The sequence below is a fragment of the uncultured Candidatus Kuenenia sp. genome (assembly GCF_900696675.1).
GTDB lineage: Bacteria > Planctomycetota > Brocadiia > Brocadiales > Brocadiaceae > Kuenenia > Kuenenia stuttgartiensis_A.
In genome coordinates this window covers 13,084-31,121 of the sequence record NZ_CAADGZ010000014.1, presented here as the reverse complement: position 1 = coordinate 31,121, position 18,038 = coordinate 13,084, and the positions used below count along the sequence as shown (strand labels likewise).

Sequence of the window (18,038 nt, the reverse complement as noted above, 5' to 3'; positions counted from 1 at the left end):
TAAAAAAAACGTAACTTCTCAGTAAGTTGAGGTTTTTATAATAATTTCTACCTTGAAAAGTCCCGGATCGTCAAATCCTTGTGCTCGTAGTGTAGCAACAACATATCCTGCTGGCCTGCGGCCTTCCTGTAAGACAAGTTCCCGTGTATCACGTATGTATTCACAATACTGAAGCAGTTCTTCGTACGGAGAATTGATGATGAGTTTATTAATATTTTTCATGGATTGTTTTTAAGGAAAGGTATTTCTTCAAGTTTGATTATGAGAGACGGAAGGTCTTTAGTAACCGTCTGCCAGACAATATCCAGATTTATATCAAAATAGGCGTGAATCAGCCGGTTTCTCATGTTAATTATGCTTTTCCATGGGATATGAGAAAACCTCTCACGACAATCCTTTGAAACATTAGCGGCAGCCTCTCCTATAATCTCAACATCCTTAACCAGGGAAAGCACCAGCATACGGTTTTTGTCGAGTGACTTTCTGGCCTGCCCTTGAGCAAAAGAAACGGCCTCTTTCGCGGCATCGAGTATATGATGCATCCGTACAATATCTTCTTTACTGCACATATTGCACCTCTGCCGACTCGACTACCTCCTTGCGGAAATAGCGGCTTAAATCTTCCGGTGTCCGCAAGTCCACGTTGCGCCCGATGATTTCGCTTAATTCGATCTCCATGCCAGATAAGGTTATGAGACCCGGAATATGCTCCGGCTCAAACTCAACGAGAAGGTCTATATCGCTTTCTGGTCCAAAATCGCCATGCAGGCAGGAACCGAACAAAGACAGCTTGCGTATATGATGCCGCTTACAGAATTCGGCGATCTTGTCTTTTGGCAGTACTATATGGTTTTTTCTTTCCATCAGCTATTTCTCCCTTCCCATGCGATTATTGTGACCTGATATCTATAGTAAACGTCATAAACAAGTTTACATAAAAACGTGTCATTGCGAGCGGAGCGAAGCAATCTTTCCCAGAGATTGCTTCGGGCTATCGCCCGCGCAATGACAACTTACTTTTAGCATCCACTATATGTTTATTCTTGCGGTAGAAATTCAGAGTATTTGGTTCTAAACTCATTCTACCTGATAATCTTCAAACTCTCTATCCATAGGATTTAGCGCTCTACCTCCAAATCCCTCCCTGTGCAAACGGATATCCTTAATTATCTCTGCCGCCGAGCGCTCATCATTCCAAATGCCGTAGAGACCGCTCCCTTTGGTTTCGCGCTTCTTGTGACGCACTTTCACAGAAAGCACACCTTCCTTTAACGAGTGAATGATCTTCACAACCTTTGGAAGCACCTCGCCAGGCATTTCCCGAACTTCCCTAAGAATAATCTTTTCATATTCAGCCCTTGTCCCCATAATTTCCTCCATTATCCTCTTTTTGAAAAACTCATAGCGCCAAGTTTTTTGTTGAAACTCATCTTACCTGATAATCTTCAGACTCTCAATGCCTTGTATGTACTACAAAGGCGTCATAGGTATTTCCTAAGCGGATTTTCTTCTTGTCACCATCGTGAAAATCTGTAAAAACGGCAATGTGAAGTTTGTTGCAGCCGAAAAGAGTAATAAAGCTGCCTATCTTGTCTATTCCTCCGGCCGGAGCAATGACCCATTTTGAATCCAAGCCTTCTTTGCATTGTGATTTGAGTTCCTGAGAGAACCACTTGAGGTATAGCAGGTCGGACGGTCCCTCGACAAGCAACGTGTGCTTCCCGATGAATAGAGTCTGAGTGATCTCATAACCAAGGGCTGCTTGTAATGGGAACAGAGTGTCGGAATCCGTGCTTAGAACTTTGTCGCCTATCTTAGTTCCTAATGGTTGCTTATTCTTTACGACATCTTCAACCGTCCTGACACCCATGATGTTGTCGGGATCCACCATAAAAGGGGAATGGGTACTGTAGATAACTTGAAAGTGCGGTTTTAGCTTTTCGTTTATGTATCTGAGCAAATCTCCCTGTGCTTTGGCGTGCAAGCTGAGACCGGGTTCGTCCAGAAGTAGAAAGAGATTCGTACCATAGGTCTTCCGTACTTGTGAGAACCACGCCAAGAAAGAAAAAAACCAAACGAAGCCTGTGCTGCGGTCTTCGAAGCTTACAGATACTTGATGTCGGGTGTTCTCTATACGAGTCATAAAGACATATCCACTATTGAACGGCGGCGGATCCTCTGCCAGTGCATTTTCGAAGCGGAAGCTGACCCTTAAGTATTCATTCTGACTCCAATATTCAAATATCTCTCGGGTCAGCTTATTGGAAACACCCTCAAGCTTTGCTATTAAATGTTCAAGTTTACCTAACTCTTGAATTTCTTTTGGTGTAGTGCCGGCTAAATCAAGCAAGGCAAGGAAAATCTTCTCTGAGAATAAAAGTTTCTTAGAACTTATGTTCTGGCTTAGCGCATTGAAGGAAACTCGCCCAGCCATTTTCTGGTAGTCAGCGAAATAGAGAAAAGTTGGAAGCCGTGTAGCCAATGCATTATTGACCACTTGGCTTAGTTCCCCATTTGGGATATTCTTCTTAATCTTAGCAAGAACCTCTGCCTGTTCTGCTGAGGGTGTCTTGATGTTCTCAAGTTGTGTGATTATATCTGCAACAGAGAGAACCTTGGTCCCTTCTGTAATCTCTCCCTTCTCGGAACGAAGTTGCTTGAGATAATACTTTACAACTTTCGCTTCGTCAACCTCAGTATTCCAACAGAGTTTGTTTCCATAGCCTTTGGTTACTGTGACCAGCTTACTCCTGATCGGGTTCACCCAGAATGTATCCTGCAAGACCTTTTCGTCTCTTTGGTCGAGTTCCCATACAGTCGTGAGTACATTAGCTGGTTTCTCATCCTTGATTACCTCGTAATCTGTTAAACCCTTCCTTGGATACTCCTCAAGGTCATCGAAGTCAGCTTGATCGTGTTCCACTGGCTTAAGTTTGTAGAGAGCCTGCAAGACTGCACTCTTTCCAGACTCATTTTTCCCGACTAGACAAGTAATAGGCGCTAGTGAAAATTCTTCTGAATCGTCAATGCACTTGTAATTATGAATTCTTACGGTTTTGAGTCTCATCTACACCTCCTATTTGTTCTAATTACTCAGAGAAACTGGACTTTATTTCCTTCATCTCTTGCAATTCCAGCCCTTCTATCTTCCTTTTGTACTCTTCCATCACAATTAAAAGATATGTGTTGTGTCCGTTGCGCTTGACCCAGCCGCACTTTTATCAAAGAAACGCCACACCCGCTTCTTTAAAATGTTTGTTGATCTTTACACTGGCCTTGGGGGCTTCTTTATTAAGACATATTCTATAGTGCCATTACCGTAAATCTTCTATCATCCTTTTAATAGTAATGGATAATGGTGACACTTCATGTGCACATATCCAAAATACCTCTTCCGCATCAATATCAAAATAGTGATGTGCGATAATATCCCGGAAACCCATGGCGCCTTTCCAGTCGGTTTCAGAGTATTTCGAAAGAAGGCTGCCGCCTGTTATTTTGTCTATATTTTTCAAGGCTTCTCCGATGGAGATGAACAGCATGCAGATACCATCCAGCTTTTCCATACCGGCCGGCGAATCGGTAAAATCGTCTGCGCTATGAATTTGTTCCGAACGACTTTTGCTTTTTCCAAGGGCTTCATCAATCTGATGGAGTATTGACAGAACAAGGTCCTTATCAAACATAGACGCCCTCTTTCTCTATGCGTTCTTTAAGAAAAGGGTTCATCTTTTCCCGCATCCTGACAATATCAACCTGTTTCCGCACCCGGCTTTCAATCTCTTCCTTTATGTGCACCATTGCAAACGGGTTGGGAGTCTTTGTTTTTATACAGACGTCAACATCACTGTCCTCCCTCGCTTCATCCCGAGCAATCGAACCGAAGATTCCGATTTCAAGTATGCCGTATTTATCCGCAAAGTTCTGTTTGAAGTCGCGCAAAATGGCTAGTATATCATCTCTTCCCATTATCTGCCTCCTACTGCATTTATTGCCAATATCTTCTTTCCATAACTACACCTCAATGACCTTGAGACCTTCAAACCGCAAAGGGAATAAAGGCTAGGATCATTACCGTTTCATCAACTTTCCCTGGCTTTGAGCAGTTTTGATGACAGGATGATTAGCCGTAAAGATTTGTATCCCCGGCACTGTGACAAAGTCGCCATCATCGGTAATGACCTTTAGCACACCTGCCTTTGAAATAGCTTCAAGGATAAACAGATCGTAGCCGTCGAGAGGCTGACTCGAAAGCCTTGAGAGAGCAGCATTAGTAACCTGTTCATCTATTTGAAGGTCAAGCGTTTGAGCCATTGTGTTAACCTGGCTCCAGGCGGTTTGAACTTCTGCTACGACATTGGCCCGTTCTGTTGAATGGTTATGGCGGTATTCTTTACTACCCAAGGCCCCATTAGAGCGGCTGTAAATCTCCCGCTCCGTCCTTTCGATCAGGTGTGCTAATTCTGCCAGAGAAAGTCCGCATCTGTGGAGTTGGCTTTTCGCTGAAATGGTCTTGCTGATGTATGATGGATAGTCGTTTGTTTGATAAGGTTTGGGACGCGTATCCGCCAGATCTGCCCTGGAATAAGTAACCCAGTACCATACATTGGTATCCACAAGAAAGATATCGTCTTGCCCCGGTGTGTCATTGCGAATATCGATTACTTCGGCATGGACTGTATAATTGATTGCCATTATAAAGCCTCGGACTGTTCAAGCAGGACTTCGTCAACGGCCTTACGAACGTTAGGGTTGGAATAATACTCTTTAGAGTTCTCAATAACTCTTTTGAGAACCGCTAAACCTGTAGGGACAATGTTTGTAATTTTGAGGAGGCGGTTAAGGTCGTCAGGTTTAATATCTTTGAGTAGCCGACCAATGGCGGCATTAAAGAACGGTGATGCAAATATTTTCACATCCTTAAAATCAAGGGCAACGATATTGCCGCCTGATAATTCAGGGTGTATCAAGTTGAAAATTTTCTGACCGTCCTCCAGTGTAATGCAGTTTTCACCAACCAGATCAAATACGTTTATCTTCATTTTAAAACCTCCATTGATTAAAAAAGCGGCTCTTCAACAACTTCTGACGCCAAGTGGTAATATGATTCATCACAAATAAAAGTTATATTTATAAGAGTTCCTTCAAAAAATGTAGACCTGTTCAAGAACTCTTCCCGCTTGCTATCTATGTATAGCATAACCCTCATGGCTAAATACCTCAAGTTTTCCCTTATTGATTTTTACGAACTCTTTAAGCAGATCAAGCCCCAGACCTCTATTATTTGGCTTCGTGGTTGTCCCGCGCTGAAATGCCCATTTCAGGCAGCTTGCGGCGTTCAAGGAGTGCGCCCGCGGATCATGTTTGAAAAACATTCTTACATTTGACGGTATCCCAACGCCAAAATCCACAACTGAAAGTTTAAGTTCATGTTTATTCGGGTAATGTTGACCGCAGCTAAAGATACCAATGGGCGACTGGCCATGCTCAAAGGCATTGGCGTAAATCTCCCAGACCCTGCCAACAATGGCATCCTTCAGCATTTCACTCACAGGAACCCATCCTCGCCCCAGCCAATTCGTTTTCAAGTAGTCAACCAGAACAACTTTATCTTGGCAAAAATCCTCACGATACGGGATTGAATTACCAGACCATGGAGCGCCGCCAAATCCTAATGTTGAAAAAAACCCATTCTGTTCCAAGTTTACTTTTATTTTTGGGTGAATCGTATCCAAATCAAATCGAACAATCCCGCCTCTGGCTTGAATTAACCGAGTAAGCCCACCCAGAAAGGCAACGGCATTATGGCGTAAAAACCTACAACGGTTAAATTCAAATGTCACATCCAGATTGTCGTTATTTACCTGATTCCAGAGGTTAAACAAGACATCAAAATCTGCGGTAGTGTAGTCATTGATTGTAGGTATAGAGAGCGTTATCTTCACAACTCCCCTCTAAAGGCCTTTGCCAGTAAGGCTGGAGTAAAGACTGCCAGTTCTGCCTCTGTCTCGGATTGCAATTGTTTAAGTTCTTCCGATTTCCTTTGAAGACCGTTGAGATATTCAACAATACTGCGCTGTTCTGCTTTATCATTAGGGAATCTCATAGAAAGCGGACCAACTCCGTTTTGGTTTTTGTATAGCCCTGTTTCCTGGAAAAACATGATTAATGTAACACTTTAGTTTTTTGGAAAAACAGGGACGAAGCATTTGCCCGTTTGGGCAAGAATGCATTTATGGCAATTTACAGCAAATGCTTCGCCCCTACACTGATTAATAGATACATGCATCCATCGCTTTTCAGACGCAGTGTTTTCACAAATTCTGGTTTTGAGTGTCCAGACACATAGACTTTGAAAAAATAGCCACCCCCTGTAAACGCAATGGTATGGTGCTCCTCTTGTATCCCCTTATTTCCAGCAAGTCAATATTATTTTCCAGTCTCTACAGGTATCATCACACTTATTTCTTTCAGTGTTACAAGCCTGGAAGTATCGGGTATTTCAATTTCAAGAGTGGTAAGCCCTGCTTGTCAAGATGAAGAATTACACCCTCCTTCAAATCTATTGAGTCACCAAGCGTACCATCTCTAAGCTCTATCAGAACAATATCAGCTTCCTTTGAATATTTTATCTTCAGATGTACCACCTCCTTTATAATAACGTTCTCTATAAGGGAAATCCACTGTGAGCAATATTGGTATAGATGATAGGAAATTGCTTTTCCCCATTAGGCGGTCAGATTAGCAAAAACATGGAAATTTGCAAAATTTTTTATTTTATCGGCTTTATTGAATATTTATCTTTCACTTTTTCCCACATCGTCTCGGCAGCCTGCACCGAAGGTTTGCCCGCTTCTAAATGAACGAGTTTGCCGTCACGATCGTAGACCAGGACAACCGTCTTTTTCTTAGGCACTTTCAGGGCTCGGCGGATCTCGCCGCCGTTGTCGATCAGTAGAAGCGGCTCCTTGCCGAACTGGTAATCCTTCTTCATTCCCTTAATGGCCGCGCCCTTAAATAAGCTAGGTTGCATGTCTTCCAGGAAAGCCAATTTGGCTTTGGAACCCGCTTTGGCTTTTAAGAGATACTTATTCCACTTTTTCTGGGCGGATTTATTCTTCAAAATAGGCGCCGTCACCACCAGCACTATGCCATCTTTGGAAATGCTCTCCTTCGTAAACGTATTTCCATTCGGGTCATTCAGAGAAAAGTCGGGAAGTGTTTGAGCGAAGGACGACGAGCCTGGGACTCCGGGTGTGTGTATTTTCTCTGTACAGGACACACCCGTCAACACAATGGTTAAAGCAATAAACAGAAGCCAGTTTTTCATAAGTTCATCTTTTTCAAAGCACCCGGCGGCCCTGAATGATCCGAACGAGGACCACAACCACGGCGATTACCCACAACATACGCTCATCCTTTCCTTCCTCTTATCTGATCCCGCTTACACTTCACTTGATCATGATTCAGGTTAATAGATATGTGAATGTGCGCCACAGAGATTTCGCGATTACGCAGCTTATAATGTTGTTGTGTTGGCGTAGGCTACAAAGATTGAGCAGCCACGCCGCCATTCAGATAGTACGATACATTCTGACTCCTGACTCCTGACTCCTGACTCCTGACTCCTGACTTCTGTTTTTCTACCTTCGTTGCAGCTCCGTATTTCAAAATGGATGCTTTGTTGACAATGGCGTGCGAGTTTAACAAGGACAAACGGGGTTTGTCCGTGCCACCCTTATAAAAAAACTAACATTTTGCGGGCATTTTGAGTATAGCAAAAGAAACTACTCCGGTATTTTTATGCCCTTTTCCTTTGCAACAATAATTGCATCTTCGTATCCGGCGTCGGCATGCCGGGCGATTCCTATGCCTGGGTCTGCGGTTAAAACCCTTTCAAGTCTCTTGTCTTTCTCTGCGGTTCCGTCAGCAACGATTACCATTCCCGCATGGAGAGAGTTTCCTATCCCCACGCCGCCGCCATGTTGAAAACTTACCCAGCTTGCGCCATTCACTGCGTTCAGGGCAAAATTCAACAACGGCCAATCGGCAATGGCATCGCTGCCGTCTTTCATGTTTTCCGTTTCCCTGTAAGGAGAAGCAACAGAACCGCAGTCAAGATGGTCTCTTCCGATAACCACAGGCGCTTTCACCACACCCCTTCTTACCATATCATTAATAATGAGTCCCATCTTTGCGCGTTCGCCATATCCCATCCAGCAAATCCTTGCGGGAAGCCCTGCTTGTGGTACCTTTTGCCTTGCAAGGTTTATCCATCGAACGAGAGCCGTATCATCAGGAAAATTTTCAATAATCGCCTGGTCTATCTTATCGATGTCCGCCGTATCCCCCGATAACGCAGCCCAGCGAAACGGGCCTTTCCCCTGGCAAAACAACGGCCTGATAAATGCGGAGACAAAGCCGGGATACCAGTAGTTCCCGTGTGAATCACGCATGGAAACACCGGCAAACTCCGCCTGTGAACGCAGATTGTTGCCGTAGTCAAAGCATATTGCCCCGTTTCTCTGCATCTGTAAAATCGCCTTTACGTGTTCGATAATGGCGTCAAAGACCTTTTCCTTATAGACCCGTTTATTTTTCTCCCGCACGTTATCCAATTCTTTTAAATCGCCCACCGGCACGTAGGACATTAAATCATGCGCCGGGGTTTGATCCGTTACGATATCCGGGGTTATTCCGCGTTTTACCAGTTCCGGATGAATAACAGCGGCATTCCCAACCAGTCCCACTGAAAGGGGTATTTGCCGGGATTTTGCATCAGATATCCACGACAATGCCTCATCAAGGCTCTCTGTGATTTTGTCACAATATCCCTCTCTTACCCTTTTTTCTATACGGTCCTTTCGCACTTCCACACAAAGGACTACCCCGTCATTCATTGTTACCGCAAGGGGCTGTGCGCCGCTCATGCCACCCATACCCGCGGTAAGCACGAATTTCCCCTTTAAAGAATCGGTATTCAGTACTTTTTTCGCCAATGCCGCGAAGGTTTCGTAGGTACCCTGCAAAATTCCCTGAGCGCCAATATAAATCCAGCTTCCTGCCGTCATCTGTCCATACATAGTAAGGCCGAGGGCGTCGTAATTATCAAATATATCCTGGTTTGCCCATCCGGGGACAAGGTTGGCGTTTGCGAGGATGACCCTTGGCGCCCATTCATGCGTTTTTGCCACGTACACCGGCTTCCCCGACTGTACACAGAGCGTTTCGTCTTTTTTTAATGTTTTTAATGCGGCAACAATCCTTTGATATTCCTTCCAGTTCCTTACGGCGCGTCCATTCCCGCCATATACAATAAGTTCTTCCGGCTGAACGGCGATATCAGGGTCAAGATTATTCATCAACATGCGCAACGCCGCCTCGCTATCCCAGTTGTCGCAGTTGAGGGTAGTTCCTGTGGGCGCCTTAATCGGGCCTTCCGGTCTGAATTCATAAAACATCGGTCGGGTCATAAGTATCAATTCCTTAAAAATCTTTAGAGGTAATTTATTTTCACAAATGTGTCCTGTTTTAGGGGATATTACCTAAAAAAGGGGACAAGGGGGTTGTAATTTTGCATGTATTTCGAGTAAGCTGAACTGTTGGAAAAAGAGTTTATATTTATTTGAAGAAAAAAGCAATTTTAAAAATGATGCACACAACTCCTAAACTGGCATGGTTATAATCAAACAAACACGAAACGTGAAATACGAAAGGGGAACCTCGGATTAAAAGAAATCTCCAGTCTCCAATTACTAATGACTAATGACCAAATAAGGTACTGATTGCGTTCTTAAGCCGGAGCTTTTGAACGAGTTTTTTCAATTTTTCAAAAAACTAAATTGTTACAATGAATTTGTAATGTGGGATTCATAATACCTTGCCAAAACTAGCGGTAAAAGATTTTAATCTCAGCCACACACTCTTATGCGGCCAATTGTTCCGGGTGAAAAAAATAGACGATTGGTTCTACGTTGCAGCAAAAAACCGAATATTCAAAATCCGGCAGTTATCAGAGCATGTGGAATATTATGGCGTCGGCAAAAAATTCTTAACGAATTTTTTTGCGCTTGATGAACCGTATGGCGATATACTATCGCAAATAAATAAGGATTCACACATGAACAGTGCGATAGGGAAGTTTTACGGATTGCGTATCGTGCGGCAGGATTCCTGGGAGTGTTTGATATCGTTTATGTGTTCTTCCGCCGCAAACATTCCAAAGATACAGTTAAACCTTGAAAATCTCTCAGAGTATTTTGGCGAGAAAGTGCGGCTGCATGATTTCGAATGGCACACCTTTCCCCGTCCGGGTAAACTGGACGATTACCAGCAGATTTTAATGGCAAAGACAGGATTCCGTGCAGTACATATTAAAAAGGCAAACGATACCATCAACGATGCTTTTTTAACTGCATTAAACAAACTCCCCTATCCGGAGGCTAAAAAAGCCCTGCTGCAGATTCCAGGCGTCGGAAACAAGATTGCAGACTGCGTTCTCTTGTTTTCCCTTGGGTTTTCAGAGGCGTTTCCTATTGATACATGGATAAAAAAAATCCTCCAGCGGCTTTATTTTAAAGATGAAACCGTATCAAATAATGAATTGCACACGTTTGGGGTGCATTATTTTGGGAAATACGCAGGATACGCCCAGCAATTCCTCTATATGCTTGCAAGAGAAAATAAATAACCCGCGTTTTTGTTAACAAACGATGGATGAAGTGCTGCCAAAAATGCGTGGATTTTAAAAAATATTTGCGTTAAGATGAGAGTTTAATTGTTTATTTGATTATTTAAATAAGAGGGAGAATATGTAAAATGGGTGAAAATAAAGTAATTACCAAGGATATGATTATTAATGATGTGATACAAAAATATTCTAAGACAATTGGTATTTTTAAGGATTTTGGCGTAGATTCCTGCTGCGGCGGTGGGTTCAGCATCGAAAAAACAGCGGCAATGAGCGGGGGAGATATGGAAAAACTGCTTGAGAAACTGAATAAGGCGATCGACGAATAACAACGGCAGACAGGTGGCGAGGCTGCATAAGCACTAAGTTAAAATGACTGATTAATTTAAACGAGCAAGGCAAGATGTCCGTGTTTTTCGAGGGCATCCCCGACCTCCGAATGAATAACGAAAGTCGAACAAGGAATTCCGAATCATGAAGTAGGAGTGTATGCAATACGCCACCACACCATGCTGCAAAACATCGCTATTATTGGAGTTTTTCAAAAGACTAAAGTGTTACAAAGTGACATTATCAATGGCTTTAGCCCTCAGGTAAAGTTAACCCAATACGTTCCACTGCCCAGGAAATAAAGGTTAATCAACATGGTCATATGTTAATTTAAATCTCGGGTTTAATAGTGTAATTTAAACCTGACTTTATCCCGCTGCGACCCGATTATATGCTGGCAAATGTAAAAAGCGTTTCTGTTTATGGTATTGAAGGATATCTGGTGGAAGTAGAGATATGTATCGTAAAGGGAGAGATGCCTTCTACGATTATTGTGGGGCTGCCGGATACTGCGGTAAAGGAGAGCCGGGACAGAGTAAAGGCTGCGCTGAATAACAGCGGTTACCGGTTCCCCAGTAATGTCATAATAAACCTTGCGCCTGCGGACAGAAAAAAGGAAGGGCCTGTTTTTGAACTGCCGATTGCGGTAGGGATCCTTGCCGCTACAGGCCAGTTAGAAATATCTGATCTGCACGAATATGCCATTGTGGGTGAATTATCATTAGATGGAAAGGTGCGCCCGGTAAAAGGCTGCCTGCCGATGGCATTGAAATGTCGTGAACTGGGAATAAGGAAGCTAATCCTCCCTTCCGTGAATGCGCCTGAGGCAGCGGTAGTGGAAGGGATCGACATTCTGCCGGTTGAAACGTTTGAGCAAACGGCAGGAATCCTTTCAAAGGCAATCGTCCCTGAAAAATTCCGGATCGATCCCGACAAGATGTTCGGGAATCATACGGGATATGATGTTGATTTTGCAGAGATAAAGGGCCAGGAGCATGCAAAGCGGGCGTTAACCGTCGCGGTGGCGGGCAATCATAATGTACTGCTGGTTGGGCCGCCGGGGGCGGGGAAAACAATGCTTGTGCAGCGTATCCCTACGATCATGCCGCAGCTTACCCTTGAAGAGGCTCTCGAAACCACAAAAATATACAGCGTGCTGGGGCTTCTGGATGCAAAGAAATATTTAATTGCAACAAGGCCGTTCAGGGCGCCCCACCATACCATCAGCACTGCAGGATTGATTGGCGGCGGGTCTGCCCCAAGGGCGGGAGAAATCAGCCTTTCACATAACGGGGTATTATTCATGGACGAACTTCCCGAGTTCGACAGAAAAACGCTGGAAGTGCTTCGCCAGCCGCTGGAGACGGGCGATGTTACAATATCGCGGGCTATGAATTCGGTGACGTACCCTGCCAGTTTTATGCTGGTGTGCGCAATGAACCCTTGCCCGTGCGGATACTATACCGACAGGAAAAAGGAATGCCGCTGCACTTCATATCAGATACAAAAATACTCTTCCAAGGTATCAGGGCCTCTGATGGACAGGATTGATATCCATCTGGAGATACCGGCGGTAAGTTACAGGGAGCTTTTATCGGACGCAGAAGGACATTCCTCTGAATCGTTAAGAGAAAAGACAGTTCGTGCGAGAGAGATACAGAGAGAACGCTTTCATGGACAAAAAATAAAGGTAAATGCACATATGACTTCAAAACAGCTAAAAAAATATTGCGTGCTGGACAAGCAGGCAGAATCGTTGCTGCATCAGGCAATGGTAGCGCTGGGCATCTCCGCCCGCGGACACAGCAAAATACTAAAGGTTGCCCGCACCATTGCTGATCTGGACGGGAGCGATGCAATAAAAGAGGAACATATTTCTGAAGCGACACAGTACAGAAGCCTGGACAGAGGGCTGCAGAAATGAATATCCTTTTGATAGATCCACCGTTTTACCGGTTCTTCCAATATTACAACCGGTATTTCCCCCTGGGTTTGAGCTATCTGGCGTCCATACTGAAAAAAGCAGGGCACAATGTGACGATTTATGACGCTGACTGCAATAAAGACTCCAAAGGAATGGACTATACCAGATTGCCGGAGATGTATGCCGCTTATTTAAAAGAGCTGAGAAATCCGGAAAATCACATCATAAAAGAACTATCGGAAACACTGAAAACCTGCCGGCCGGACATTGTAGGAATTACCGTAATGACCCCAAAAGCGGCATCTGCTTTTACCGTAGCGTCATTGGTGAAAAAATACGATAAAAAATGCCACGTGGTTTTTGGGGGCCCTCACGCAACATTAAAACCTGAGGAAGTATTAACGATCTCCGGAGATGTTGACTTTGTTATCAGCGGGGAAGGCGAAGGCGCTTTTCCGGAACTGGTACACTTGCTGGAGAAAAAAGAAGGGGGATTTGAGAAAATAGCAGGCCTCTCCTATTACAGGGACGGCAGGAAAGCAAGCAGCGGTTCGGGAAAATTTATTGATAATCTGGACACGCTGCCCTTCCCCGACAGGGAATCTTTGTTGGGGGCAGATACCTACACATCTGAGGACATGGGGCTGATAATGGGGAGCAGGGGCTGTCCGTTTAACTGCTCTTATTGCGCCACACAAATCTGGACAAGGAAAGTAAGGTATCGTTCAATACCAAATATCATTGAAGAAATAAAATACGTTAACGAAAGATATGGCACACACCAGTTTACCTTCAAAGACGACTCTTTTACCGTTAGCAAAAAAAGGGTTGCGGAGTTTTGTGATGCATTGTTAAAAGTAGGGCTGAAGGTAAAATGGGACTGCAACACAAGGGCTGACCTGGTAGACCTTCCCCTACTTAAAACGATGAAAAAAGCAGGCTGCAACAGTATTAAGGTAGGCGTTGAGTCCGGCAGTGAAAGAATCCTGAAGATTATGGACAAAGGAGTGTCATTGGAGCAGGTAAAGGAATCCGCAAAACTTTTCCGGAAGGCGGGGATACACTGGACGGCATATTTCATGATGGGTGTGCCTACGGAGACAAAGGAAGATGTAAAAGAGACCGTAAAGCTGCTGTATGAAATCAAACCAAGCTTTGCATCGGTGGGGGTGTATGAACCGTTTCCCGGCACAAAATTGTTCGATATCGGCGTTGAAAGGGGGCTGGTGAAAAGGGATATGGCGTATGAAGAATATTTTCTGCGGATACCCAGCGACTATTATCTAAAGGATGTGAAAAAAAGAAGCGATACGATGGATGAGGAAGAATTCACTGCCCTTGAAAGGGAAGTAAAAGAAACGTTTCATGATTATAACAAAAATATCACCCGCATATATGAAAGGGCAAAGGCAAGAAGCTCGGTCTATGTGCGCAATCCTAAGATTTTTTTGAGCGATATTGAAAAATTTCTCGGGTGGATGAGATAAAGAGATAGAACAATGAAAATTCATTATCCGGTTTCCCGAAGAAAAATAGTACTGGTGTTGGGAGATATCTGCATCGTAAACCTTGCAATATTGTTATCTGCAATCGTTCGTCTGGGCGTTGAGGGCGGGCTAAGTTACGTAAGAGGAAATCCCTTGTCGTTTGCGGTTTACGGCATTGTTCTTATAACAATATTCTCCTTTGCGGATCTATACGATACCCGTAAGGACTATAAATCTATCGGCACTGCCCTCTCTATCATTTTCGCAACTGCAGTAGCCTTTGTTATAACGACGTTTATATTTTACATAAATGGATCATTGAAGATAGGAAGGGGCGTTTTCTTCATCAATGGAGCGCTCATTATTGTCTTTATTACGGGCTGGAGAATGCTCTACAGTTATATAATAGAGCAGCCGCTTTTTAACAGGAGGGCGCTTATTATAGGCGCCGGTTGGGCAGGAAGAACCATTTTAGGGGAGATTCGCAAGGCAAAAAAAGCGGGAATAAAAGTGACGGGGTTTATTGACGATGATCCGGAAAAGTTAAACACGCAAATATGCGGAGCGCCCGTCCTGGGAGACCGGTCTGTTATAAACAAGGCCATCCGGCAGCAGAATATCGACACTGTTATCTCTGCCATAACTCATGAAAAACATGCGGATCTGATTAAAACGTTGATCCATTGCTCATGGAACGGCGTGGACGTAATCGATATGCCTACAATATACGAACAACTAACCGGCAAGATACCGTTTAAACATATTAATGACATGTGGATGCTGCATGTAGTTATAAGCAAGCCAAAATTATACGGCAAATTTATTAAACCTGTTTTAGAGACCATTATTTCCCTACTATTATTCATCATATTAATGCCTGTAATGGCGATAACTGCCGTTTTGATTAAAATTACGTCGAGGGGAGGTATTTTTTATACGCAGGAACGGATGGGAAAAGACGCCGGGAGGTTTACCATTATTAAATTCCGGACGATGGTAGCCGATGCAGAATCACAGACAGGGGCTGTTTATGCAGCGGACAATGATCACAGGATTACGAAGGTGGGAAGGCTTCTGAGAAAATGGAGGCTGGACGAGGTTCCGCAATTATTGAATGTGATTAAGGGCGATATGAGTCTGGTTGGCCCGCGTCCGGAGAGGGAAATATTCATAAAAGAATTTGAAAAGAATATACCGTTTTATTCCCAGCGGCTTGCCGTGAAACCAGGATTAAGCGGATGGGCACAGGTGAAATATCCCTATGCATCTACCATTGAACAAACAGAAGAAAAACTACAATACGATTTGTACTACATAAAAAATATGTCCTTCCTGCTGGACACTGTCGTATTATTAAAAACGGTGAGGGTGATGCTGTTTGGGAAGGGTAAATAAAAAAAACAGGAAATACTAAAGGGGAACCACAGATTTCACATATTGCACAGATTAAGAAAAACCAGAATATTGTAACACTTTAGTTTTTAATGGTAACCTTACCTTACGAAAGGATGTTTTTCATCAAAGAGCGCCTTTCGTTATAGGAAACCCTTTCCCGGGTAATAAGTTCCCGTATTTGGTGGGGGTTTTTAATGCCTTTAAGCGTATACGTAATGGTATTTGTGAAAATTTTGAGAGTGCCGACCCGGAGGCGTTTTTGAATAGCACCCTGGTGTATGAGTATTTTGTTAATGTCGTTATAGTCTATTTTCTTAAGACGGGTCGAAAAAGGCCCTTCTATAAGGAATAACCCGTTTTGGGCAATATAATATTTTGAAATGCAAATGGTGAGCACTCCATAACAAAAAAGAATACTGCCAAATGATAACAGACAAAGTCCAAAGGGAGAGTGGATTCCGTGCCACCGGAGGCTTAAAAAAAAAGAAAGCACGGAGATAAAAAACAGCAGCCAATACTGTTCTATACGTGGTTTTAGTATTGTTTGCGGCGTATTTTTTGCAAAAACAGGCAGTGAATTCGGAGCGTTTAGTTCATCCATTTTTTTTAAATGAGAGTATCTGTTCCGGAATTAACGGCAAAAAACAGCATGTCATTAAAAATATTTATACGGGTTCTCTTTACCAATGAGTCACATTTTATGTATAGGAATTTCAATATTTTTAGTTAAGCAATGAATAAAAATAAATGTCGTTGGATTTTTTTCTTTTAAAAACCCAACCTGATTTAATAGTACGTAGCTAATTCATTGCGGTCGCATAAGAGGAGTAAATTATAAGTAAGGGCTTCTTGCAAGTCAAGGCAATACAAATGGCATTATCTCAACCTTAACCGTAATCTTAAATTTTTACTATTTAAAATATCTGAGAATATTATGAAAAAAGCTTTAATAACCGGAATTACCGGACAAGACGGCTCCTATCTTGCAGAATTTCTCCTTTCCATGGGCTATGAAACTCACGGCCTTATTCGCAGATCCAGTACCTTTAACACCGGCAGGATTGATCACCTCTACCGGGACCCCCATGACCCCGATGCACGGCTTTTTTTGCATTACGGAGACCTTTCCGATTCGGGACAAATAACAAACCTCATCTATAATATTCAGCCTGATGAAGTATATCACCTGGCAGCGCAAAGCCATGTACGCGTTAGCTTTGATATGCCTGAATCCACTGGGGATATTAGTGGCCTGGGCACAACAAGGTTGTTAGAGGCAGTAAGGAGAAGCGGCATTAAAACCAAAGTGTATCAGGCAAGTAGTAGCGAGATGTTCGGAGATGCCCTTCCTCCTCAAAATGAGGAAACACATTTCAGGCCAAGAAGCCCCTATGCTGCAGCCAAAGTCTATGCCTACTGGATGACAGTTAACTATCGGGAGGGGTACAATATGTTTGCCTGTAATGGAATCCTCTTTAATCACGAATCACCCAGAAGAGGCGAGACTTTTGTAACAAGAAAGATAACGAGGGCGGTGGCAAACATCGTTGCCGGAAAGCAAAAGAAATTGTATTTGGGTAATTTGGCGGCCAGAAGGGACTGGGGTTTTGCCCCGGAATATGTAGTGTGCCAATGGTTAATACTTCAACAGGAAAGACCGGATGATTATGCGATAGGAACCGGCGAAAGCCATTCGGTAAGAGAATTTGTCGAAATTGCCTTCAAACTTGTTGGGGTTGATTTGGAATGGAAGGGAAAAGGCGCCGAAGAAAAAGGCGTCGTTCGCTCCTTAACCTCCGCCTTATCCTCAACCTCCGCACTTAAAACCGGCGACGTCCTTGTTGAAATCGATCCCAGATACTTCAGGCCTACAGAAGTAGACTTTTTATGTGCCGACATAACGAAGGCACAAAAAAAATTAAACTGGGCGCCGAGGGTTACATTTCACGAGCTTGTCCAAATTATGGTTGACTCTGATATGGAATTGGCCGGTTTAAAATCATCGGGCGACGGCGTCAGGATTCTGAGACAGAAGGGGATTGGCTGGATAGAGGAAATACCATAGGACTGAAGGGCAGAAAGCATATAGCCATGGGTGAAACCCAATAAGCGCTATAGAAATTCCTAAGCTGGTATAGCCAGAACCAAACAAGCGAGAAATTAAAAATACGAAACCCGAAGTACGAAACAAATTTGAAGAACAATGCATAAA

Annotated in this window: 21 protein-coding genes; 6 read left to right on the top strand and 15 right to left on the bottom strand. The window is 43.6% G+C overall.

Going from position 1 to position 18,038, the window contains the following annotated elements; genetic code table 11:
* Window positions 1-18: 18 nt before the first annotated feature.
* The 14 genes from QZT26_RS04115 to hutU form a co-directional block, all read right to left on the bottom strand.
* Entirely contained in the window at window positions 19-222 is a 204-nt protein-coding gene (locus QZT26_RS04115; RefSeq protein ID WP_099324630.1) for a hypothetical protein, read from the bottom strand.
* Entirely contained in the window at window positions 219-569 is a 351-nt protein-coding gene (locus tag QZT26_RS04110) for a DUF86 domain-containing protein (RefSeq protein ID WP_099324631.1), read from the bottom strand. The genes QZT26_RS04115 and QZT26_RS04110 overlap by 4 nt, the downstream gene beginning before the upstream one ends.
* Window positions 559-864, bottom strand: a complete 306-nt coding sequence (locus QZT26_RS04105) for a nucleotidyltransferase family protein (protein ID WP_099324632.1) — start codon at window positions 862-864, stop codon at window positions 559-561. The genes QZT26_RS04110 and QZT26_RS04105 overlap by 11 nt, the downstream gene beginning before the upstream one ends.
* A gap of 213 nt (window positions 865-1,077) precedes the next feature.
* Window positions 1,078-1,380: a hypothetical protein gene (locus tag QZT26_RS04100; protein WP_099324633.1), complete on the bottom strand. Its 303-nt coding sequence runs from the start codon at window positions 1,378-1,380 to the stop codon at window positions 1,078-1,080.
* A gap of 73 nt (window positions 1,381-1,453) precedes the next feature.
* Window positions 1,454-3,067: an AAA family ATPase gene (locus tag QZT26_RS04095; protein WP_295100848.1), complete on the bottom strand. Its 1,614-nt coding sequence runs from the start codon at window positions 3,065-3,067 to the stop codon at window positions 1,454-1,456.
* 247 nt (window positions 3,068-3,314) lie between these two features.
* Window positions 3,315-3,686 carry a DUF86 domain-containing protein gene (locus QZT26_RS04090; RefSeq protein WP_295100846.1) on the bottom strand — a complete coding sequence of 124 codons (372 nt, stop codon included), beginning with the start codon at window positions 3,684-3,686 and terminating at the stop codon, window positions 3,315-3,317.
* Entirely contained in the window at window positions 3,679-3,969 is a 291-nt protein-coding gene (locus QZT26_RS04085) for a nucleotidyltransferase domain-containing protein (protein WP_099324636.1), read from the bottom strand. Before QZT26_RS04085 ends, QZT26_RS04090 begins: the two co-directional genes overlap by 8 nt.
* 102 nt (window positions 3,970-4,071) lie before the next feature.
* Window positions 4,072-4,695: a hypothetical protein gene (locus QZT26_RS04080; RefSeq protein WP_099324637.1), complete on the bottom strand. Its 624-nt coding sequence runs from the start codon at window positions 4,693-4,695 to the stop codon at window positions 4,072-4,074.
* On the bottom strand, window positions 4,695-5,042 hold the full coding sequence (locus QZT26_RS04075) for an STAS-like domain-containing protein (RefSeq protein WP_099324638.1): 348 nt from the start codon (window positions 5,040-5,042) through the stop codon (window positions 4,695-4,697). The genes QZT26_RS04080 and QZT26_RS04075 overlap by 1 nt, the downstream gene beginning before the upstream one ends.
* A 141-nt stretch (window positions 5,043-5,183) precedes the next feature.
* A complete protein-coding gene (locus QZT26_RS04070; RefSeq protein ID WP_197705369.1) occupies window positions 5,184-5,945 on the bottom strand; it encodes an ATP-binding protein in 762 nt (253 codons plus the stop codon).
* Window positions 5,942-6,106 (bottom strand): hypothetical protein, encoded by a 165-nt coding sequence (locus QZT26_RS04065; RefSeq protein ID WP_157820430.1) that lies wholly within the window; start codon window positions 6,104-6,106, stop codon window positions 5,942-5,944. The genes QZT26_RS04070 and QZT26_RS04065 overlap by 4 nt, the downstream gene beginning before the upstream one ends.
* A gap of 666 nt (window positions 6,107-6,772) precedes the next feature.
* Complete coding sequence (locus QZT26_RS04060) at window positions 6,773-7,330, bottom strand: hypothetical protein (protein WP_295100839.1); 558 nt, start codon at window positions 7,328-7,330, stop codon at window positions 6,773-6,775.
* Window positions 7,331-7,545: 215 nt separating this feature from the next.
* Entirely contained in the window at window positions 7,546-7,716 is a 171-nt protein-coding gene (locus QZT26_RS04055) for a hypothetical protein (RefSeq protein ID WP_295100836.1), read from the bottom strand.
* Window positions 7,717-7,787: 71 nt separating this feature from the next.
* Window positions 7,788-9,473 carry a urocanate hydratase gene (hutU, locus tag QZT26_RS04050; protein ID WP_295100833.1) on the bottom strand — a complete coding sequence of 562 codons (1,686 nt, stop codon included), beginning with the start codon at window positions 9,471-9,473 and terminating at the stop codon, window positions 7,788-7,790.
* Window positions 9,474-9,880: 407 nt separating this feature from the next.
* Here hutU and QZT26_RS04045 point away from each other — a divergent pair, with 407 nt between their 5' ends.
* From QZT26_RS04045 to QZT26_RS04025, 5 genes are all read left to right on the top strand, one after another.
* On the top strand, window positions 9,881-10,690 hold the full coding sequence (locus tag QZT26_RS04045; RefSeq protein ID WP_295100831.1) for a DNA glycosylase: 810 nt from the start codon (window positions 9,881-9,883) through the stop codon (window positions 10,688-10,690).
* A 128-nt stretch (window positions 10,691-10,818) separates the two neighbouring features.
* Window positions 10,819-11,019 (top strand): DUF542 domain-containing protein, encoded by a 201-nt coding sequence (locus QZT26_RS04040; RefSeq protein WP_099324643.1) that lies wholly within the window; start codon window positions 10,819-10,821, stop codon window positions 11,017-11,019.
* Between the two features lie 392 nt (window positions 11,020-11,411).
* Window positions 11,412-12,944 carry a YifB family Mg chelatase-like AAA ATPase gene (locus tag QZT26_RS04035; protein WP_099324644.1) on the top strand — a complete coding sequence of 511 codons (1,533 nt, stop codon included), beginning with the start codon at window positions 11,412-11,414 and terminating at the stop codon, window positions 12,942-12,944.
* Window positions 12,941-14,431, top strand: a complete 1,491-nt coding sequence (locus QZT26_RS04030; protein ID WP_099324645.1) for a radical SAM protein — start codon at window positions 12,941-12,943, stop codon at window positions 14,429-14,431. The genes QZT26_RS04035 and QZT26_RS04030 overlap by 4 nt, the downstream gene beginning before the upstream one ends.
* Window positions 14,432-14,443: 12 nt before the next feature.
* Window positions 14,444-15,826 (top strand): sugar transferase, encoded by a 1,383-nt coding sequence (locus tag QZT26_RS04025; protein WP_099324646.1) that lies wholly within the window; start codon window positions 14,444-14,446, stop codon window positions 15,824-15,826.
* 103 nt (window positions 15,827-15,929) lie between these two features.
* Here QZT26_RS04025 and QZT26_RS04020 read toward each other — a convergent pair whose 3' ends face one another.
* The gene (locus tag QZT26_RS04020) at window positions 15,930-16,427 is read right to left on the bottom strand and encodes a PH domain-containing protein (RefSeq protein WP_099324647.1); all 498 of its coding nucleotides are present in this window, start codon (window positions 16,425-16,427) and stop codon (window positions 15,930-15,932) included.
* A gap of 333 nt (window positions 16,428-16,760) precedes the next feature.
* Between QZT26_RS04020 and gmd the strand changes: the two genes are divergently transcribed.
* Complete coding sequence (gmd, locus tag QZT26_RS04015; protein WP_295100824.1) at window positions 16,761-17,891, top strand: GDP-mannose 4,6-dehydratase; 1,131 nt, start codon at window positions 16,761-16,763, stop codon at window positions 17,889-17,891.
* Window positions 17,892-18,038: the final 147 nt, after the last annotated feature.